This is a genomic window from Thermofilum uzonense (genome assembly GCF_000993805.1).
Lineage (GTDB): Archaea > Thermoproteota > Thermoprotei > Thermofilales > Thermofilaceae > Thermofilum > Thermofilum uzonense.
In genome coordinates, this window is sequence record NZ_CP009961.1 from 101,214 (window position 1) to 116,565 (window position 15,352).

At 46.0% G+C, this 15,352-nt stretch carries 18 protein-coding genes; 7 read left to right on the top strand and 11 right to left on the bottom strand.

The features are described 5' to 3' along the window. Positions 1 to 35: 35 nt before the first annotated feature. Both MA03_RS00590 and MA03_RS00595 read left to right on the top strand, forming a co-directional pair. The gene (locus tag MA03_RS00590) at positions 36 to 1,061 is read left to right on the top strand and encodes a M42 family metallopeptidase (RefSeq protein ID WP_052883412.1); all 1,026 of its coding nucleotides are present in this window, start codon (positions 36 to 38) and stop codon (positions 1,059 to 1,061) included. A 4-nt stretch (positions 1,062 to 1,065) separates the two neighbouring features. Then, the gene (locus tag MA03_RS00595; protein WP_052883413.1) at positions 1,066 to 1,488 is read left to right on the top strand and encodes a Mov34/MPN/PAD-1 family protein; all 423 of its coding nucleotides are present in this window, start codon (positions 1,066 to 1,068) and stop codon (positions 1,486 to 1,488) included. On the opposite strand, the gene mobA is transcribed toward MA03_RS00595, so the two are convergent. Next, positions 1,474 to 2,106 (bottom strand): molybdenum cofactor guanylyltransferase, encoded by a 633-nt coding sequence (gene mobA / locus MA03_RS00600; RefSeq protein ID WP_052883414.1) that lies wholly within the window; start codon positions 2,104 to 2,106, stop codon positions 1,474 to 1,476. The two genes, MA03_RS00595 and mobA, sit on opposite strands and share 15 nt — an antisense overlap. A 57-nt stretch (positions 2,107 to 2,163) precedes the next feature. Between mobA and MA03_RS00605 the strand changes: the two genes are divergently transcribed. Continuing rightward, positions 2,164 to 2,589 carry a phosphate-starvation-inducible PsiE family protein gene (locus MA03_RS00605; RefSeq protein WP_052883415.1) on the top strand — a complete coding sequence of 142 codons (426 nt, stop codon included), beginning with the start codon at positions 2,164 to 2,166 and terminating at the stop codon, positions 2,587 to 2,589. On the opposite strand, the gene MA03_RS00610 is transcribed toward MA03_RS00605, so the two are convergent. Beyond that, entirely contained in the window at positions 2,586 to 3,137 is a 552-nt protein-coding gene (locus MA03_RS00610; RefSeq protein ID WP_052883416.1) for an ADP-ribose-binding protein, read from the bottom strand. The genes MA03_RS00605 and MA03_RS00610 overlap by 4 nt on opposite strands. A 32-nt stretch (positions 3,138 to 3,169) precedes the next feature. Between MA03_RS00610 and MA03_RS00615 the strand changes: the two genes are divergently transcribed. Then, complete coding sequence (locus MA03_RS00615; RefSeq protein WP_052883417.1) at positions 3,170 to 4,453, top strand: Clp1/GlmU family protein; 1,284 nt, start codon at positions 3,170 to 3,172, stop codon at positions 4,451 to 4,453. A 37-nt stretch (positions 4,454 to 4,490) separates the two neighbouring features. Here the strand turns inward: MA03_RS00615 and fbp are convergent, their stop codons facing one another. Then, the gene (gene fbp, locus MA03_RS00620) at positions 4,491 to 5,591 is read right to left on the bottom strand and encodes a fructose-1,6-bisphosphate aldolase/phosphatase (RefSeq protein ID WP_052883418.1); all 1,101 of its coding nucleotides are present in this window, start codon (positions 5,589 to 5,591) and stop codon (positions 4,491 to 4,493) included. 136 nt (positions 5,592 to 5,727) lie between these two features. Beyond that, positions 5,728 to 8,418: a cation-translocating P-type ATPase gene (locus tag MA03_RS00625; protein ID WP_052883419.1), complete on the bottom strand. Its 2,691-nt coding sequence runs from the start codon at positions 8,416 to 8,418 to the stop codon at positions 5,728 to 5,730. Between the two features lie 17 nt (positions 8,419 to 8,435). Between MA03_RS00625 and MA03_RS08525 the strand changes: the two genes are divergently transcribed. Further along, positions 8,436 to 8,585 (top strand): hypothetical protein, encoded by a 150-nt coding sequence (locus MA03_RS08525; RefSeq protein ID WP_191118605.1) that lies wholly within the window; start codon positions 8,436 to 8,438, stop codon positions 8,583 to 8,585. Here MA03_RS08525 and MA03_RS00630 read toward each other — a convergent pair. Further along, positions 8,574 to 9,461 (bottom strand): ArsA family ATPase, encoded by an 888-nt coding sequence (locus MA03_RS00630; RefSeq protein ID WP_052883420.1) that lies wholly within the window; start codon positions 9,459 to 9,461, stop codon positions 8,574 to 8,576. The two genes, MA03_RS08525 and MA03_RS00630, sit on opposite strands and share 12 nt — an antisense overlap. Positions 9,462 to 9,544: 83 nt before the next feature. Here MA03_RS00630 and MA03_RS00635 point away from each other — a divergent pair, with 83 nt between their 5' ends. Next, positions 9,545 to 10,099, top strand: coding sequence for an HD domain-containing protein (locus MA03_RS00635; RefSeq protein ID WP_191118606.1), 555 nt, complete (start codon positions 9,545 to 9,547; stop codon positions 10,097 to 10,099). A gap of 105 nt (positions 10,100 to 10,204) precedes the next feature. Then, positions 10,205 to 10,624, top strand: coding sequence for an Lrp/AsnC family transcriptional regulator (locus tag MA03_RS00640; RefSeq protein ID WP_052883422.1), 420 nt, complete (start codon positions 10,205 to 10,207; stop codon positions 10,622 to 10,624). Between the two features lie 8 nt (positions 10,625 to 10,632). Here the strand turns inward: MA03_RS00640 and MA03_RS00645 are convergent, their stop codons facing one another. The 6 genes from MA03_RS00645 to MA03_RS00665 all read right to left on the bottom strand — a co-directional run bounded on the left by MA03_RS00645 (position 10,633) and on the right by MA03_RS00665 (position 15,347). After that, complete coding sequence (locus tag MA03_RS00645) at positions 10,633 to 11,265, bottom strand: hypothetical protein (protein WP_052883423.1); 633 nt, start codon at positions 11,263 to 11,265, stop codon at positions 10,633 to 10,635. Next, the gene (locus MA03_RS00650) at positions 11,262 to 12,320 is read right to left on the bottom strand and encodes a phosphoadenosine phosphosulfate reductase domain-containing protein (RefSeq protein WP_191118607.1); all 1,059 of its coding nucleotides are present in this window, start codon (positions 12,318 to 12,320) and stop codon (positions 11,262 to 11,264) included. The genes MA03_RS00645 and MA03_RS00650 overlap by 4 nt, the downstream gene beginning before the upstream one ends. A 96-nt stretch (positions 12,321 to 12,416) precedes the next feature. Continuing rightward, the gene (locus MA03_RS00655) at positions 12,417 to 13,061 is read right to left on the bottom strand and encodes an MBL fold metallo-hydrolase (protein ID WP_052883425.1); all 645 of its coding nucleotides are present in this window, start codon (positions 13,059 to 13,061) and stop codon (positions 12,417 to 12,419) included. Between the two features lie 205 nt (positions 13,062 to 13,266). Further along, on the bottom strand, positions 13,267 to 13,623 hold the full coding sequence (locus MA03_RS00660; RefSeq protein WP_191118608.1) for a biotin/lipoyl-containing protein: 357 nt from the start codon (positions 13,621 to 13,623) through the stop codon (positions 13,267 to 13,269). A 5-nt stretch (positions 13,624 to 13,628) separates the two neighbouring features. Beyond that, positions 13,629 to 13,799, bottom strand: a complete 171-nt coding sequence (locus MA03_RS08530) for a hypothetical protein (protein ID WP_191118609.1) — start codon at positions 13,797 to 13,799, stop codon at positions 13,629 to 13,631. 3 nt (positions 13,800 to 13,802) lie between these two features. Further along, the gene (locus tag MA03_RS00665) at positions 13,803 to 15,347 is read right to left on the bottom strand and encodes an acyl-CoA carboxylase subunit beta (RefSeq protein WP_052883427.1); all 1,545 of its coding nucleotides are present in this window, start codon (positions 15,345 to 15,347) and stop codon (positions 13,803 to 13,805) included. Positions 15,348 to 15,352: the final 5 nt, after the last annotated feature.

Here is a 15,352-nt window from a genome sequence, read left to right on the forward strand (position 1 = left end):
CTTAACCCTGGTATGGTATTCTAAACGGATCGCATATGCTTGACTCAGGACTTCTCGCAGAGCTTGTGAACGCGCCCTCACCCTCAGGCTTTGAAGAGAGGGTACGCTCGTTGATTGTGAAGCGTCTACGCTCACTAGGGCTAGAACCCCTGATTGACAATATCGGGAACGTATATGTTATTCTTGGTGAAGACAAACCCTCCCTAATCCTGGCAGCCCACATGGACGAAGTAGGTGTCATGGTACGCTACATAGACGATAATGGTTTCATCAGATTCACAGCTCTCGGAGGCCTAAACCCGCTTTCAATAATAGGCCATGAAGTGATCCTCCTGGCTGGAGAAGACATGATTCCAGGAGTGATAGGATCCAACCCACCACATATACAGGGGCAGCAGGCTCCTACCGCTCCCACAATAGAGGATCTGTTCATCGATATCGGAGCGTCCTCGCGTCAAGAGGTTTTGGACTACGGGATATCACCCGGTACACCCGGAACATTCCCCGGGAACTTCAAAGAAACAAAGAAACACGTCTTTGGTAAAGCGCTTGATGATAGAGTGGGTTGCTATGCCATGCTTAAAGCTGTCGAAGCTGTCTCACCGCCAGACCATGGTTCAGTAGTAGTGGCGTTTACAGTACAGGAGGAAGTTGGGTTGCGTGGGGCATCTGTCCTGGCAAAAAATCTTGAGCCAAACTTCGCAATAGCCGTTGAGGGAACGATTGCCAATGACGTGCCGTTATCCTCGCCAGACAAAGTGGTGACAAGACTGGGAGCAGGCCCTGCTATAAGGGTCATGGACAGAAGCATCATAGGTTCCCAAAGGCTTCTCAATCACATCAAGAAGCTTTTAGCAAAGAAGGATATTCCTTTCCAACTACAACTTTCACCCTACAGTGCCACGGACAGCGGTAGTTTCCTCCTTTGGGGGGCAGAGGTAACTGCTGTTTCTGTTCCAGTTAGATACATACATGCCCCCGTCTCTATGGCCCTTAAATCCGATATAGATTTCACGGTTCAGGCTTTAAAAGAGATTATTAGTGATCCTTTCCCTGTGTGAAACGATGCATACATCCTCCAGCATTATAGGTCCAGAGTCCCCGATACGTAGGGTTGTGATTTCCTCCCATATACTCAAGAGTTTCCAGGTAATAGAGGAAGAGAGGCTTGCTGTTCTAGGAGGAGATATCAAGGATGAAGAGACGCTAGTTAATGAGGTTAAAGAGATTAAGGGAATCTATTCAGCTGGTACTTTTCGAATAGATTTTCGGGAATGGTATGAAGCTGTACAAAGCTTCAAGATTAGAGGATTGAAATACATTGGAATTCTGCATAGTCATAGCTATGGTCGTCCCATACCCTCGCCACTAGACACCTTGAGGATGTCTGAGTGTCCCGGAGAGGTCTGGATCATAGTTTCCCCAAAAGGCATCAGGGCGTGGACTTATGACTTGCAGCTGCGGGAAATAGACCTAGTAATAGTCTAGTCTTCTACAAATTTCTTCTGCCTTGGCAAGATCCTCAGGAGTATTAAGGTTAAAGAACTCCAAATTAGGGTGTGGAGTTAAAGCGTTGATATCCACATATTTTGTCCTGATTTTGGCTAGGAGCCAGGTGACGCTCTTCCCATAATTGTCAAGCCCGTTCAACGCTCGTATTAGAGCTTCACGCCTGTAAGACGCTATTAGAGGTTCCAGGTATCCGTTAGGCCATTTAGGTACGACAGCATCATAAAATGTCTCGAGATGTTTTAGAATATTTAAAATTGTTTCTGCTTTTAAGAACGGAGCATCCGCGGGGAGAACGGCAAACGCGCTGGTAGTGGAGTTTCTCGCAGCAGTGTACAAGCCCACAATGGGGGCGGTCTCCCTTATTTCATCCACTGCTATAATAATCTCCCCCGGGATATTTGCCAACGCCGAGGAAACAAGTTCTTCCTGCTCCTTTGTGTGTACAACGACGATGATTTTCTCGAAGGCTGAGCTGAGACGCATGGCTAATGCTGCGAGAACAGGTTTATCGCAAATTCGTATCAATGGCTTATACATGCCTCCCAGTCTTTTCGCGAAGCCGCCTGCAAGTAGAGCAACCTCCACCCAAGGCACCTTTCTGCATGACAAATAAACAGTTATATTTAAAATATCACAATACCGACAAAAAGTGTGGAGCGATACGTAGAGAAGGCAGCTGGAGGCCTTATAGTTATCCTGGAGGTCTTTATTGCGCTTCTCTTAGCCTTAGCCGTTATTTTATCGCTGACAAAGCTTATCGGCGAGGCCGCCAAGCTGGCCACGGAGGCAGTCTTCGATAGACAGCACTTCGTGACTTTTCTCGATGAATCCCTGCTAATGATAGTAGCGGTAGATCTAATGCGTACACTGGTTGGAGGCATCATCGAGAAGAAAATCTCTGTGATTGTCGTACTTGAGGCGGCCCTAATATTCATTATTAGAGAGATAATTACGATGGAGCTAAAAATGGTCTCGGATATCAGGCTTATACTCTATATAGCAGTCTTTGCCTCATTGTTCGCGGCATGGGTCATTGCGCGGAGAGTGCAGGCTTCGACTCAAGGAGATGAAGTTTAATGCCCTAACTCCTTTTGGAATACCTCTTGAAAAGTTGTATAGGCCTCGGAACCATACAGACAAAAGATTATTCTCTTCACGTTCTTAAGCGAGGTATACATTTCCTTGAGTGTCTTAACAGCTATCATGGCACACTTCTCATAGGGATACCCGTAAATACCAGTTGAAATTGCAGGGAAAGCTATACTTTGCAGCCGGAGTTCTTCGGCTTTGAGCAAGGCATTTCTAAATGCGGATGCTAGCTTTGCGTCCCCATTTTCCTCTCCGAACCTCGGGCCCACAGCGTGTATTACGAATCTAGCCTTTAGCTTTCCGGCCCCCGTGACTGCAACCTGACCTGTCGGCACTGGACCATGTCTTTTCACGTACTCGTCACTCTCACGTTGTATCTCCTCACCCCCTTTTCTCACTATTGCGAGTGCCACGCCGCCTCCATGCTTCAAGAAGCTATTAGCGGCGTTTACGATGGCGTCAGCCACGACCTCAGTAAGGTCGCCCTCACATAATTCTACCGTGATTCCGTTAATATGGAAGACCCTTTGCGGCATACAGTATTATTTAATTTTTAGAGGTTAAAAACATGGGGTTGGGCTTGCCAGAGATTAAAATACCTGAGGGTTACACCCTGATAGTCTATGGTCCTGCCAAACTTAAGGTGCTCGAAGGAGTACTAAGGGTTTTCGGGGCAGAGTTTAGCGATGGACAAGAGTTTAACGTGGAACCCACCAGAGCCCTTCCCCTCTACGCGCATCAAAATGCTGTTATCAACGTTGAGTATGGTAGCTTCACCTTTCATATTGGAGATACCACTCCTGGGGAGTGGTACGAGCTCGCCGAGAAGCTTGCCAGCAGCAATATAAGGCGTGTTCTCGTAATCGGAGACGTCGATAGCGGGAAAACGTCCCTTGTGACTCTACTAGTGAACGTGCTTGCAAACAGGGGGAATAAAGTCGCAGTCATCGACGCGGATGTTGGCCAAAAAAGCATAGGTCCTCCAGGAACAATTGGTCTAGGTGTCACCGAGAAAAGCGTGTACTCTCTCTCTAGTATCCCGCTTTACGACGCATTCTTTACCGGCTCCAACTCTCCAGCATCGGTTATTCACAGGAGTATAGTTGGAGCCGCTCTTCTCGCTAGAAAAGCTGAAAAGTTGGTGGACAGGCTAATAATAGACTCTACGGGGTGGGTGACTGAAGGAGAAGGTCGAGAGCTCAAGTTCTTCAAGACCCTTATAACGGAACCCGATCTCGTAGTTCTTGTAGGAGCCCCCTCTCAACTCGTACAGATAGAACGTGAGCTGGAGGCTCTAGTCGAGATTGTTAGAGTACCTAAGCCTGCCTTTATAGCTAGCAGGGATAAACAGGATAGGAAGGAGTACCGACGATACATGTATAGCCGCTATTTTACAGGTGCCAGTGTTAAAAGTATCAGCTTGAACAATATAAGGACCGCTTATTCATATTTCCTTAGCGGGAGGCCTCTAGATTCTGAGGAAACCTTCAAGCTCCAGAGTATTTTGGGCGTAGAAGTACTATATGCTGAAAAAGCGGATGACTACCTAGGCGCCATTGTAGGGTCTTCTCCGATACCACAGGCCCTTGACTTTGCAAAAAACGCATTCTCTGTAAGGCATTTTAGGCTCCTTCAGGGATATGAGCTGTTACACAGCGTCGTGGGTTTCATGAGTAAAGAGCGGTACTGTGAAGGCATAGGAATAATAACAGGGTTCAACGCGCGGGAAAAGCGAGTCAGTGTCTTAACACCCGTAGAGAGAATCGATAACAGACTGTGGCTAATAGGCAGCCAGAAAGTGAACCCATTGTCCTTTGAGGAGGAGGCTGGGCTCGAAAAGTGGAGCTTATAAGTTACTTTATGCAGCGATAGGTATTCTTCAAGACCTTCTACTCCGCTGGCACGAATCTATCTTGCAGTTTTTTCAATACTTGTGGAAGGGTTGTGTATTCCATTTCCTCTGGCCCAAGCCTGTGTGGCATGAATGGACCATGTCTTCTCATATACTCTGCAATTTCAGTGGCCAACCTCCTTGTGTGCTCAAAGGCTGGATCATCGAATAAATCAACAGGGCCCTCTAGGTAACCATCATGAAGCTGAAAACCTAACCCAACCAACCTGGGAGGACCGTCGAAGCGTGTACACTTGGCATCGCGAAGACTCACAGGCATCAAGGGTCCTGTATGCGATCCCCTCATCCACCCTGATACGAGATGAGGAAAAGCAAAAGCCTCGAGGACCTCGCCTGTAGCTGGGAACCCATGTTGTGCCCTTACTACCAGGACGGGGTCATCCTTTCCCACATATCTTCCAGCAATTAGCGATAATCTAGTAACACTAGCTGTGGCAGCCACCTCGTTATCGCTTTTCCGCCATATCCTCCTAATAACATACCTACCTGGTGTACCGATGAGTGCCAAGAGATCATAGAGTTCCTCTGGGGCTTTCAGCTTGACGGCTTTGTGTTCAATAAGATCCAGGACTTCAAAGATGAAACCTTCATGCATCGTTGGGTCGATAACCAAACCCGCCGTATTGAAGGGATCAGCAAAGATTTTATACAGCTTGAGGTTCCAGGCCCCCGGCTCCGTCTTGTCAGCCGCAAACACTAGTAACGGCTCGCTTCTCCTTTCCTCAAATTCCATCTCAGCGACGCCGGGTCCAAGCCCACGCACGTTGCCCGAGAACGTATCACTGAGAAGATCCTGTCCAGCCCCGTAGAGCTTAAGTGGCTTGCTAATTTTCTCAGTAGCTTCTACAAAAACGTCCCAAGCAAGCTTGTGTATCTCAGGATTATTCTCACCCCTAGTATGAGTCATTAAAAGCTGAAGGTCGTCTCCTACGTGAAAGACATAGAAATCCCGTATTAACCCGGTTTCTTTTGCTTCGGCGAGCTTCTTCTTTGCTAGTTCTTCGTGTCCAGGATGTACAGTTATGTGTCCTGCCATGCCGCCGATATCCGCCTTTATAAGGGATACAGTAATTTTCATACTTAGTATTATTACTGAATAGGATACTTATAAAAATTCCTTACAATAAACTTCAAGAAAGAAACTATTCTAATATATTTTCTTCAAAATTCTCAGAATAGATTGCGAGATTTGTTTTAGGCGAAGCCGATAAATTTCACGGATATTGTCTTTTTTCCAAAATCCTAATAATTGCCTTGGAAGTCTCCACGGTGACAAATATTAAAGCTAAGACAATTAGGGCTTTTTCAAAGTCATCAATTGAGATCTTCGAGATGTTTAAGGCTGCTTGTACAATAGGAATGCTGAGCATCCCGAGTTGTATAACGAAGGACAGTATCAAGACTAAGATTAGAGTCTTATTGCGGAGCGGCGAGAGCTCATATATTGGTCTACGCAGGGATCTTAAGAGATAAGCTAGCAATAACTCTGTTAGGATCATGGTTGTGAAGAGCGTTGTGCGGGCCTCTACTTCGGGGATACCAAGATCTATGAGGTTCTTGAACAACAATGTCAGACTGATGGTTAGAATCAACGGTGTGGTTACCAGAAAACCGATGATTTCTTCTCGCGTAAAGATAGGAGAGTTGGGCTTACGGGGCTTTCTCTCTAATAAGTCGGGCTCGCCCGGCTCGAGGCTTAACGCTATTGCGGGTGCGCCATCTGTAATCAAATTAATCCAGAGCAGTTGTGTCGCTGTGAAGGGTATGGGGAGACCTAGGAAAGTTGCAAATAATGGTGTCAGCAACTCGGCTATGTTAGCGGATAATAAGTATATTAGATATTTTCTTATGTTCTCGAATATCTCGCGTCCTAGCTTAATAGCCTCTACAATTGTTGCAAAATTATCATCGGCTAAGACCATAGCTGCTGCCTCCTTCGCAACCTCACTGCCTGTGATACCCATAGCGATTCCTACATCGGCAGCCTTTAAAGCGGGGGCGTCGTTCACACCGTCACCCGTCATGGCTACAACGTGATTCTTTTTCTTCAGTGCTCTAACTATCCTTAATTTATGCTCGGGGGAAACTCGGGCAAACACCCTTATCTTCTCAACCATGTTCTCAAGATCATTGTCGTTGAGTTTCTCGAGTTCAGTTCCAGTAATCACCACATCGCCCTCATCGAGCAAACCAAGCTGCTTCGCGACGGTGACGGCTGTGAGCTTATGATCACCGGTTATCATAGCTACTTTGATACCGGCTCTTCGGCACGTTTCAAGAGCCGGATAGACTTCGGGGCGTGGAGGATCAATAAGGGCGGCAATACCTAAAAATATGAGATCCCCTTCATCCTCCTCCTTTATCACATTCTTCTCGGATGGGAAGAACTTCACGGCAAAAGCAATGTTTCTTAATCCTTGCCTTGCAAAATCATCGTTTACCTTCATTATCCTCTCACGAATATCCTCATTGATGTCAAAGAGCTTACCACTTGGCAACATTATTTTTGATGAGAGCTGAAGTATAATTTCAGTCGCACCCTTGACAAACATCACGTTGAACTCTCTCCATGGATGTAGGGTGCTCATTCTCTTTCTCTCAGACGAGAAGGGGATCTCGCCTATACGTTCAAGGCTCTGGTTAATGCCAGCCTTAAGAGCAAAAACCTTCAGAGCGCCTTCCGTAGTATCCCCCCTTAATGTCCACTTGGAGTCTTCCTGGACTAGCTGTGCATCATTATTGTTAAATGCATTAAGTAGGAGAAGCTCCAAAGCCTTGTTTTCTGAAATGTTAACGGGCTCTTTGTTGCTCAAGAGTTTGCCAACAGGCTGGTATCCCGTACCGGTAACCTCGATTTCCTGATCGAATATCCAGGCTTTAACAACGGTCATTTCTCCCTTCGTCATTGTGCCGGTTTTGTCGCTGCAAATGTAGGTTGTTGAGCCTAGTGTTTCGACTGCCGGGAGCTTGCGTACTATGGCTTTCCTCTTAGCCATCTTGTAAACTCCAATGGCTAGAGAACCTGTCACGATTACGGGTAAGGCCTCTGGGACAGCGGCCACAGCTAGGCTTACAGCCCAGAGAATTAAGTCTATGAGTCTCATTTTCCAGTAAAACATCCCCACGAGTGATACTATGGTTGCGACGATCACCATTAATATCAGGAGGACTTTACCAAGCATGTCAAGCTGTTTTTCTAGAGGGGTTTTCTCAGTTTTTACTTCTTGAAGAGACTCAGCTATCTTCCCTAGCTCAGTGTTTGTGCCTGTTGCTACAACAACACCCTTCCCCTTCCCGTAGACGACAGCCGTCCCTGCGAAAACCATGTTAGTCCTTTCAGCTAGAGGAGTATCAACCTCCAAGATCCCAGTTTCCTTGTCGACAGGAGCAGACTCGCCGGTCAGAATTGCCTCATCCACGCGTAGATCCACAGTTTCTATTAGCCTTGCATCCGCTGCTATCTTGTCTCCAGCGCTTAAAACTATGATGTCTCCGGGGACAACTTCCTCGGAGCTAACCACCTTGATCACGCCATCTCTTATTACTGTTGCCTGGGGGGAAGACATCTTTTTCAACGCTTCCAGGGCTCTTTCCGCCCTATATTCCTGGTAAAACCCTAATAGCGCCCCGGCAAGCACTAGGACAATTATGACCACGGCGTCAAGCGTCTCCCCTATAAGGAGGGATAGAATTGTAGCAAAAAGTAATAGAGCCGTGAGAGGATTCTTAAATTGCTCAATGAATAGCTTTAAAGGGCTTACCTTTTTCTCCTCCTCGAGCCTGTTATAACCGTAAACTTCCAGCCTTCTGCGGGCCTCTTCCTGTGAAAGTCCACTAGGAGAAGTATCTAGCATCTTGAAGACTTCTTCAACTGGCATCGAGTGCCAATTTTTTTCACTGGACATTGGGGTACGACAAGAAGGTGAAGGGTATAGATATAAGGGTGACTCTAAGCCTAACAGTTTCAATTTTGTACGCGCAACGGATATCCCTAGTAAAGGTTAGGATTCTGTTCGACTATCTGGGTGGAGTAGCGGCTATTCTAGGGGTTAAAAACTATTCAAGAAAATAGGACCAACTCTTGGAGCATATTCCAGACTTCGGGAGAGAATAGTTGGCTCAATGCGTCTAGCCCTAGAGGTGAGGAATCCCTTTGAGGTATTGTGATCAAGCCCAATTTACTTTTGAACTCTTCCTCAAAGCTTAGAAGGATGTCCTTGTTTTGATTGCTCACCATGTTTACTATGAGCGCCTTTAAAGGAATTCCTGTGTCTTTAAGCTCAGCATATATCTTCCTTGCTACGTTTAAATCTATACGTAAGGGTCTTGAGACGAGGACAGCCCTATGTTCCTTGCTGCGAAGGAAGCTAAAAACGTCTTCGGCAAGCCTCCTCCAGGACTCAATGAGTACGAGAGGCTCGCTTTCCCCCCTCCTTATCTTGTCTAATACACCCTTTACTTTCAGGTATAGCTTAGCAGCCTCGCCAAGATGGTCATAGAATTCTTTCTCGATTCTGAGCATTCTGATACCACCCCCTGTTGCCATCGTATCCCAGACTACAACATCGACGTTCATCGTTGAGAATCTATGCCATACATAGTACAGGGTGAACTCTTCAACTATTCCTGGCGCCCTAGCAACGTAATCAATTATTTCGCGATCCACAGGGAATATGCTGGAGGCAACCCTGTATACCTCTTCTCCGAACCTTTCCTTCCATAGTTCAACAATTTTTTCCTCTGTTAGCTGTTCAACTATAAGTCCCCTGGAAACCTCCTTTGGGCCATCTGAGAGATCCACGTCCAGTACATCTGATAACGAGGGTACAAAGTCTGTCGAAATGAGATAAACTCTGAAGCCCTTTTGTGCCAGTCTTAATGCGAAAGCCGACGAGATGGTTGTTTTCCCTACGCCCCCCTTCCCCCAAAAGCTAACCAGGACAGGCACACGGAAAGAATGATATAGAAAACTATATGTTTTTTCTTTTATACAGCCTCATGCTTAAATATCCATATGAGTCCTTTTACCCCGTGAGCTTGTGGGATACACTGGAGGCTGCTAAATGGTTAACGCGTACAGGTTGGATGATGCGCGGTATTCCCGGCTCAGACGCTGAAACAGTCTCACAACACTCGTGGGAGGCTGCTGTTATCGCATTCCTCATAGCCTCTAGGACGAAAAGTAGAGGAGTGGAAGTAAACCCTTACAGAGCTGCCACCATAGCGCTTTTTCATGACCTCCTTGAAGGTATTATAGGGGATATACCAAGATACGTAGGAAGCCTTCTAGGAGAAGTCAAAAACGATCTCGAGAGGAAGGCGCTCAGGGAACTACAGGTGGATTTAGAAGTTAAAGAGATTATTGAGGAGTGGTTGAGTAAAAGATCAATCGAGTCTAGAATCGCACATGTGGCAGACGCGGTTGCCACTTATCTTCAAGCTCTTAGGTACATGCGTAACAGTTATCCACGTGTCGAGGAAATAGCACAATCAATGCGTAGCAAGGCAATAGAGGAGGCTAAAGGTTCAGTATTTGAAGACATAACAATGGGTTTGATTTTAGAAATTGAAAAGGCTGTACCATAGAAAATTTTCTTAAAAAGTTTACCTTAAATTTTACAAGTTGAATTCTAAAGCATCTTTATAAAGCAATGCTTTTATTCTATTTCTTGTAGGAGGTAGAGGTTTAAAATGGACGAAAAGGACATCACAATATTACGCCTGCTAATCGAGAATGCGAGATTGCCTTTAACCAAGATAGCCGAGAAAGTAGGCATAACAGATGTAGCGGTGAAAAAGAGAATAAAGAAGCTTGAAAAAGACGGAATAATCAAAAAATACACGATAGTAGTCGAGCCAAAGAAGGTGGGCTACAACGGTGTTGCTCTTGTAGGCGTAGACACCGAGCCGGACAAGGTTCTCTCGACAGCTAATGAGCTTTCAAAGAAGGAATACACAACGTCAGTCTTCATCACTACTGGGGACCACATGATTATGGTGGAGATCTGGGCCAAATCCGCAGAAGAATTGATGAATATCATTGAAGACATTGGAAAAATGGAGGGGGTCAAGAAGGTATGTCCTGCTATAGTCCTCGACAGGGTAAAGTAGCCGCCTCTTCAATGCTCGAAAGCTTTCCTCAAGAGTAAAACAAGCCTGGCTTGTACCCTTAGACGTGTAAAGGAGGAGTCACTTACCAGTACTCCTTTCTCCCTTAGACGGCCAAGTACTGTTGAGAATTCTTCTAGGCTCATCCCCAGAGCTCGGCAAGCCTCCTCCGGATTCTTGCTTGTGGCAAGTGAACGTATAACCCCTAATTCCTTTTCACTCAAATCCTTAAAGTTGACGTCTAGAAGTTTATCGAGTGAGTTAAGTATAGCTTCCTCCATTACAGCCATTAACTCCTCGGTTGAGATAAAGTGTAAATAATCCGGGATAAGAATGACTTCTACCTTTAACTCGTTCGCGTATGCCTCCGCGCTCTTATCCGCGAAGCCCCGAGCAACTACCAAGGGCTTAGCGCCTATAAGCTGTGCATTAGCAAAGGCCTGTCTTATATCGGTGGTTGATATTCTTCCCGATTTGACCTCAACTGCATACAAATCGTTGTTTTTCCTTGCTAAAGCGTCTATTTCCGCAACTTCTACACCCGAACGGGTTATTCTGTGTCTATATTCTTGTATCTCGAAGCCCAAACTTTCCAGTATGTGAAACGCGAGCAACTCCGTCCAGAATCCTCTCCTCGAACTCATAGAACCTCCCACATACTAGCTAACATCCTCCTAACATCCGTGATGGACACAAACTCACCATAATCAACGTTTCTCATTTCTTGAAGCCTTAAACGTGCGAGACTTGGTTGGAACCTCCATAAGGATAGCTCCCAAAAAATGTCCCATGGAACAATCATAGAGTAGTATCTTCTGAAATGAGTTCTGGCAGAGTCCTCGAGGAATCCTTCGTCTTCAACCTCTTGATTCTTAGATGCTTGGATCTCGTACAGTCCTCTATACGGGCAAAACCTGCACGAGACGCGGGGTATTCCTTGTAGATAGTGAGGATGTACAAGATGATGCTCCTTCACTATCTTTGCCGTCTCGGCAGCTGAGAAATCATAAATGAGATTCAATGTCTTTCCATGTATGAAACTCGTTTTAATGGCCATGTTTTTCAATTTTTTCATTCTCTTACCCGATTCAAGCATTCGATCACCCTTAGCCTCGAAGTCAGCTTTAAGCTCTTTACGGGCCTCTCGGAGCGCTTTTGACTTCAAGTAGGTACACCACCGGTCTCCCCTCTTTGGAAGACTATCACGTTGTAGAAAGTACCTGATCATTCCTCGATCCGCCTCCTTGTAATAGAAAGGCACCCCGATCCTCTCGGCTACTCTCTCCGCGAAGGATATGTTTTCCAGGGGCTCTAGATAAGGCATATGAACGTAAACGGCAATTAAATTGAACCTTATCTTTTCTCTTAGTCTGTCTAGAAGAATGAGTTGGGCGGTGCTGTCCTTACCTCCGCTCAGGTCGGCCATAACTGTTTTTCCCTCCAATACTCTTCCGAGTTGCTCTTGTGCCTTAACTAGACGTTTTTCTAGGAAATTTTCTCGTAACTCTAAGTGCAGTGGCATGGGGTCTTCATAAACCGCTTTAAGGAAATTGCTGTTACCTAAGGTTCTGAATCCTAGCTCGCCACTCCACAGGTAATGAGTTACCTTATTGTCCCAAAGAAGCTCTACATAGTCTCCAAAGGTTCTAATGTAATGAGTCCTGCGTAAACCCTGAAAAACCGGGTAGGCCTCCATCATGATTTGCTCTTAAAAAATCATGGCACTTTGCACAAAAACCTGTCTACGGCTTTCTTAAAGTTAAAGTCATAAAAACTGTTGAAAATAGAAAAATAGCTAAATTATTTCTACTCTTACCTTTCCTTCAAGCTTTTTCTTAAACATCTCTGCGTCCGCAGTAGAGCCAACTATTACGCCATAGTGCATTGGTACTGCAATCTTCGGCTCAATGTCCAGCGCAGCTTTTACTGCTTCCTCAGCTGTCATGACATAGGTACCGCTCACCGGAAGCAATGCGATGTCAACCTTTCCCTTCAGATCCTTCATCTCCGGAATATAATCTGTGTCTCCTGCATGGTATATGCGAATACCACCAATGCCTATAATGACTCCTATACCTTTGTAGTCCCTAGGATGAAAGCGTTTCCCGATATTATAGGCAGGGACAGCTTCAATAGTGACACCTTTAACCTCGATCTTATTTCCAGGTTCCAGCAGGTGATGAGTAAAGCCAAGCTTCTCTATTTTTGATTTGCAGTTAACGCTCGCGACTATAACTCCTTCCCGTTTAGAGACCTTATGCACGTCTTCGGGGCTACAATGATCATAGTGGTCATGAGTACAGATGATAATATCACCATCTCTGGATTCCTTTTCTATCTCGAATGGGTCAACATATATTGTAATTCCACTTCCCGAGATCTTAAACGCCGCATGGGATAGATGCTCTATAAGAACACCTTGAAATTCCAGTTGGCCCATATAATTCTAATACTTTGCAAGGTTATTTTAAGCTTGTTCTCTCAAGGACTTGTTATCTGGTATCCGCGGGCCTAGCTAGAAGTTTCCCAGTAAACCTCGTAATGTCTCCTGACCCTTAGCAGTTATCTTCATTAGTTGGGTTTCAGGGTGCTTTGAAAAACTAGCGTAGCATCAAAGAATCTATTGAGGATTAGGCCTAAGCTTGTTACTCGACCTTGAAAAGGGGTTCTCCCTGCTTAACGACGTCTCCTTCCCTGGCATATATCTCTACAACCATGCCCTCGTTATTTGACTTTACTTCTACGAGTGTCTTCATGGCCTCAATCACGGCGAGGACATCTCCTGGACCCACATGATCACCTTTACTCACCGTTATTCGCGCAACTTTTCCAGTAATGGGAGACGAGATAACGCCCTTACCTAGGGGTGGTGACTCGACTTTCTTGACTACTCCTGTCTGGAGCACTGAGAGGAGTGTTTCCAAAGAGCCTTTACCCTCCTCAACCTCAACTTCAACCTCAAAGGCTTCGCCGTCAAGTATTACTAGAAATTTTTTCTTCATAGTGGTCACCCGAAACAAGTAACATCGTTTTCAAACAAGTCTAACTTCCTGGAAAGTCTCCACGCGCTGATTGGACGGCTCTCCTCAATAATTATTGTCTTCTCTTTTGATTTTTCTTTAATTCGCAGAAACGCCAGTACCGCGGCTAAGATCACAGCACGCTTAGAGGACTCCATGCGCTACACCGGCGGGACTCCATGCTTGCGCGGCGGCCTCGGCTGTTTTTCCCTTTTATCCATAAGGAATGTTAGAAGCTTGTAAAGGTAGGCACGCGTTTCTCGAGGGATAATAACGTCGTCAACATATCCTCTGCTGGCGGGCACATATGGATTAGCGATCTCGTTACGGTATTTTTCAACGAATGTTTTTGCGAGCTCCTCGGGGTTCTCGGCGCTCTCTAGCTCTTTCTTGTATATTATCTCTATGGCGCCCTCAGGGCCCATCACTGCTATCTCGGCTGTTGGCCAAGCTAAAACGAAGTCCGCACCTAGATGCTTGCTTCCCATAGCAATGTATGCTCCTCCGTAAGCCTTCCTGAGTATAACTGTTATTTTAGGTACCGTAGCATCCGCATATGCATAGATGATTTTTGCACCATGCCTTATCACGCCGTGATGTTCCTGAAAGCTTCCGGGCAAAAACCCAGGAACATCAACAAAGGTGATGATCGGGAAATTAAAAGAGTCGCAAAATGTAACGAATCTGCTGATCTTATCGGAGGAGTCTATATCAAGGCTGCCGGCCATAACTGCAGGCTGGTTCGCTACGACGCACACCCCATGCCCTCCAAGCCGGGCGAAGCCCACAACAGCGTTTTGAGCAAAGTTCGCGTGCACCTCCAGGAAGCTTTCATAATCGAAAACTCTACCGATAATCTCTCTAACATCATAGGGCTTTGCTGGGTCCTCTGGAACAATTGAATCGAGCGTAGGATCCTCCCTGTAAGGAGAGTCTTTAGTCTCGAGAAAAGGAGGATCTTCAGCGTTATTACTTGGAAGGTAGCTGATGAGTTTCTTGATTAGATTTACAGCCTCTCTGTCGTCTTCAACTACGAAGTGTGCAACCCCACTCTTTGAAGCATGAACCTCAGCTCCCCCAAGCTCTTCCGTCGAGATATCCTCACCAATCGAGGCTTTCACAACTTTCGGTCCCGTTATGAACATGTAGCTTTTCCTCGTCATGATGATGAAATCCGCTAAAGCTGGACTGTAAACTGCTCCTCCAGCACAAGGACCCAGTATTGCGACTATCTGCGGAACAACACCGCTGGCCATAACGTTCCTATAGAAGATATCTCCGTAGCCTTTAAGGGAATCAACACCCTCCTGTATGCGCGCGCCGCCCGAATCGTTAAGTCCTATTACCGGGATGCCCAGCTTCACGGCTGTCTCAATTGTTCTGGCTATCTTGTAGGCATGCATCTCTCCTACGCTTCCACCCATAAAGGTGAAGTCCTGAGCATACACTGCCACACGTCTACCATTAACGGATCCCAGCCCAGCAATTACACCGTCGCCATAAGCTTTCCTTAACTCCATTCCGAAACCAGTTGCTCTATGGAGAACATACCTCCCGATAGGGATGAGTGAGTCAGGATCGAGTAGCAAGTTTAGCCTTTCTATAACTGTAAGCTTTCCCTGCTCGTGCAACGTCCTCGCTCGCTCCTCGCTCACGCGTTGAGTCTCACTTCTTCTTCTAAGAAGATCCTCTATTCTACTTGGCATGAAAA

Excerpts from the sequence above, each read along its gene's own strand:
- MA03_RS00610 (WP_052883416.1), bottom strand. The coding sequence starts at position 3,137 with ATGCCGCAAAGGGTCTTCCATATTAACGGAATCACGGTAGAATTATGT.
- MA03_RS00645 (WP_052883423.1), bottom strand. The coding sequence starts at position 11,265 with ATGAGTTCGAGGAGAGGATTCTGGACGGAGTTGCTCGCGTTTCACATA.
- MA03_RS00615 (WP_052883417.1), top strand. The coding sequence starts at position 3,170 with ATGGGGTTGGGCTTGCCAGAGATTAAAATACCTGAGGGTTACACCCTG.
- MA03_RS00665 (WP_052883427.1), bottom strand. The coding sequence starts at position 15,347 with ATGCCAAGTAGAATAGAGGATCTTCTTAGAAGAAGAAGTGAGACTCAA.
- fbp (WP_052883418.1), bottom strand. The coding sequence starts at position 5,591 with ATGAAAATTACTGTATCCCTTATAAAGGCGGATATCGGCGGCATGGCA.
- MA03_RS00660 (WP_191118608.1), bottom strand. The coding sequence starts at position 13,623 with ATGAAGAAAAAATTTCTAGTAATACTTGACGGCGAAGCCTTTGAGGTT.
- MA03_RS00655 (WP_052883425.1), bottom strand. The coding sequence starts at position 13,061 with ATGGGCCAACTGGAATTTCAAGGTGTTCTTATAGAGCATCTATCCCAT.
- MA03_RS00590 (WP_052883412.1), top strand. The coding sequence starts at position 36 with ATGCTTGACTCAGGACTTCTCGCAGAGCTTGTGAACGCGCCCTCACCC.
- MA03_RS00640 (WP_052883422.1), top strand. The coding sequence starts at position 10,205 with ATGGACGAAAAGGACATCACAATATTACGCCTGCTAATCGAGAATGCG.
- MA03_RS08530 (WP_191118609.1), bottom strand. The coding sequence starts at position 13,799 with ATGGAGTCCTCTAAGCGTGCTGTGATCTTAGCCGCGGTACTGGCGTTT.
- MA03_RS00625 (WP_052883419.1), bottom strand. The coding sequence starts at position 8,418 with ATGTCCAGTGAAAAAAATTGGCACTCGATGCCAGTTGAAGAAGTCTTC.
- MA03_RS00595 (WP_052883413.1), top strand. The coding sequence starts at position 1,066 with ATGCATACATCCTCCAGCATTATAGGTCCAGAGTCCCCGATACGTAGG.
- MA03_RS00650 (WP_191118607.1), bottom strand. The coding sequence starts at position 12,320 with ATGATGGAGGCCTACCCGGTTTTTCAGGGTTTACGCAGGACTCATTAC.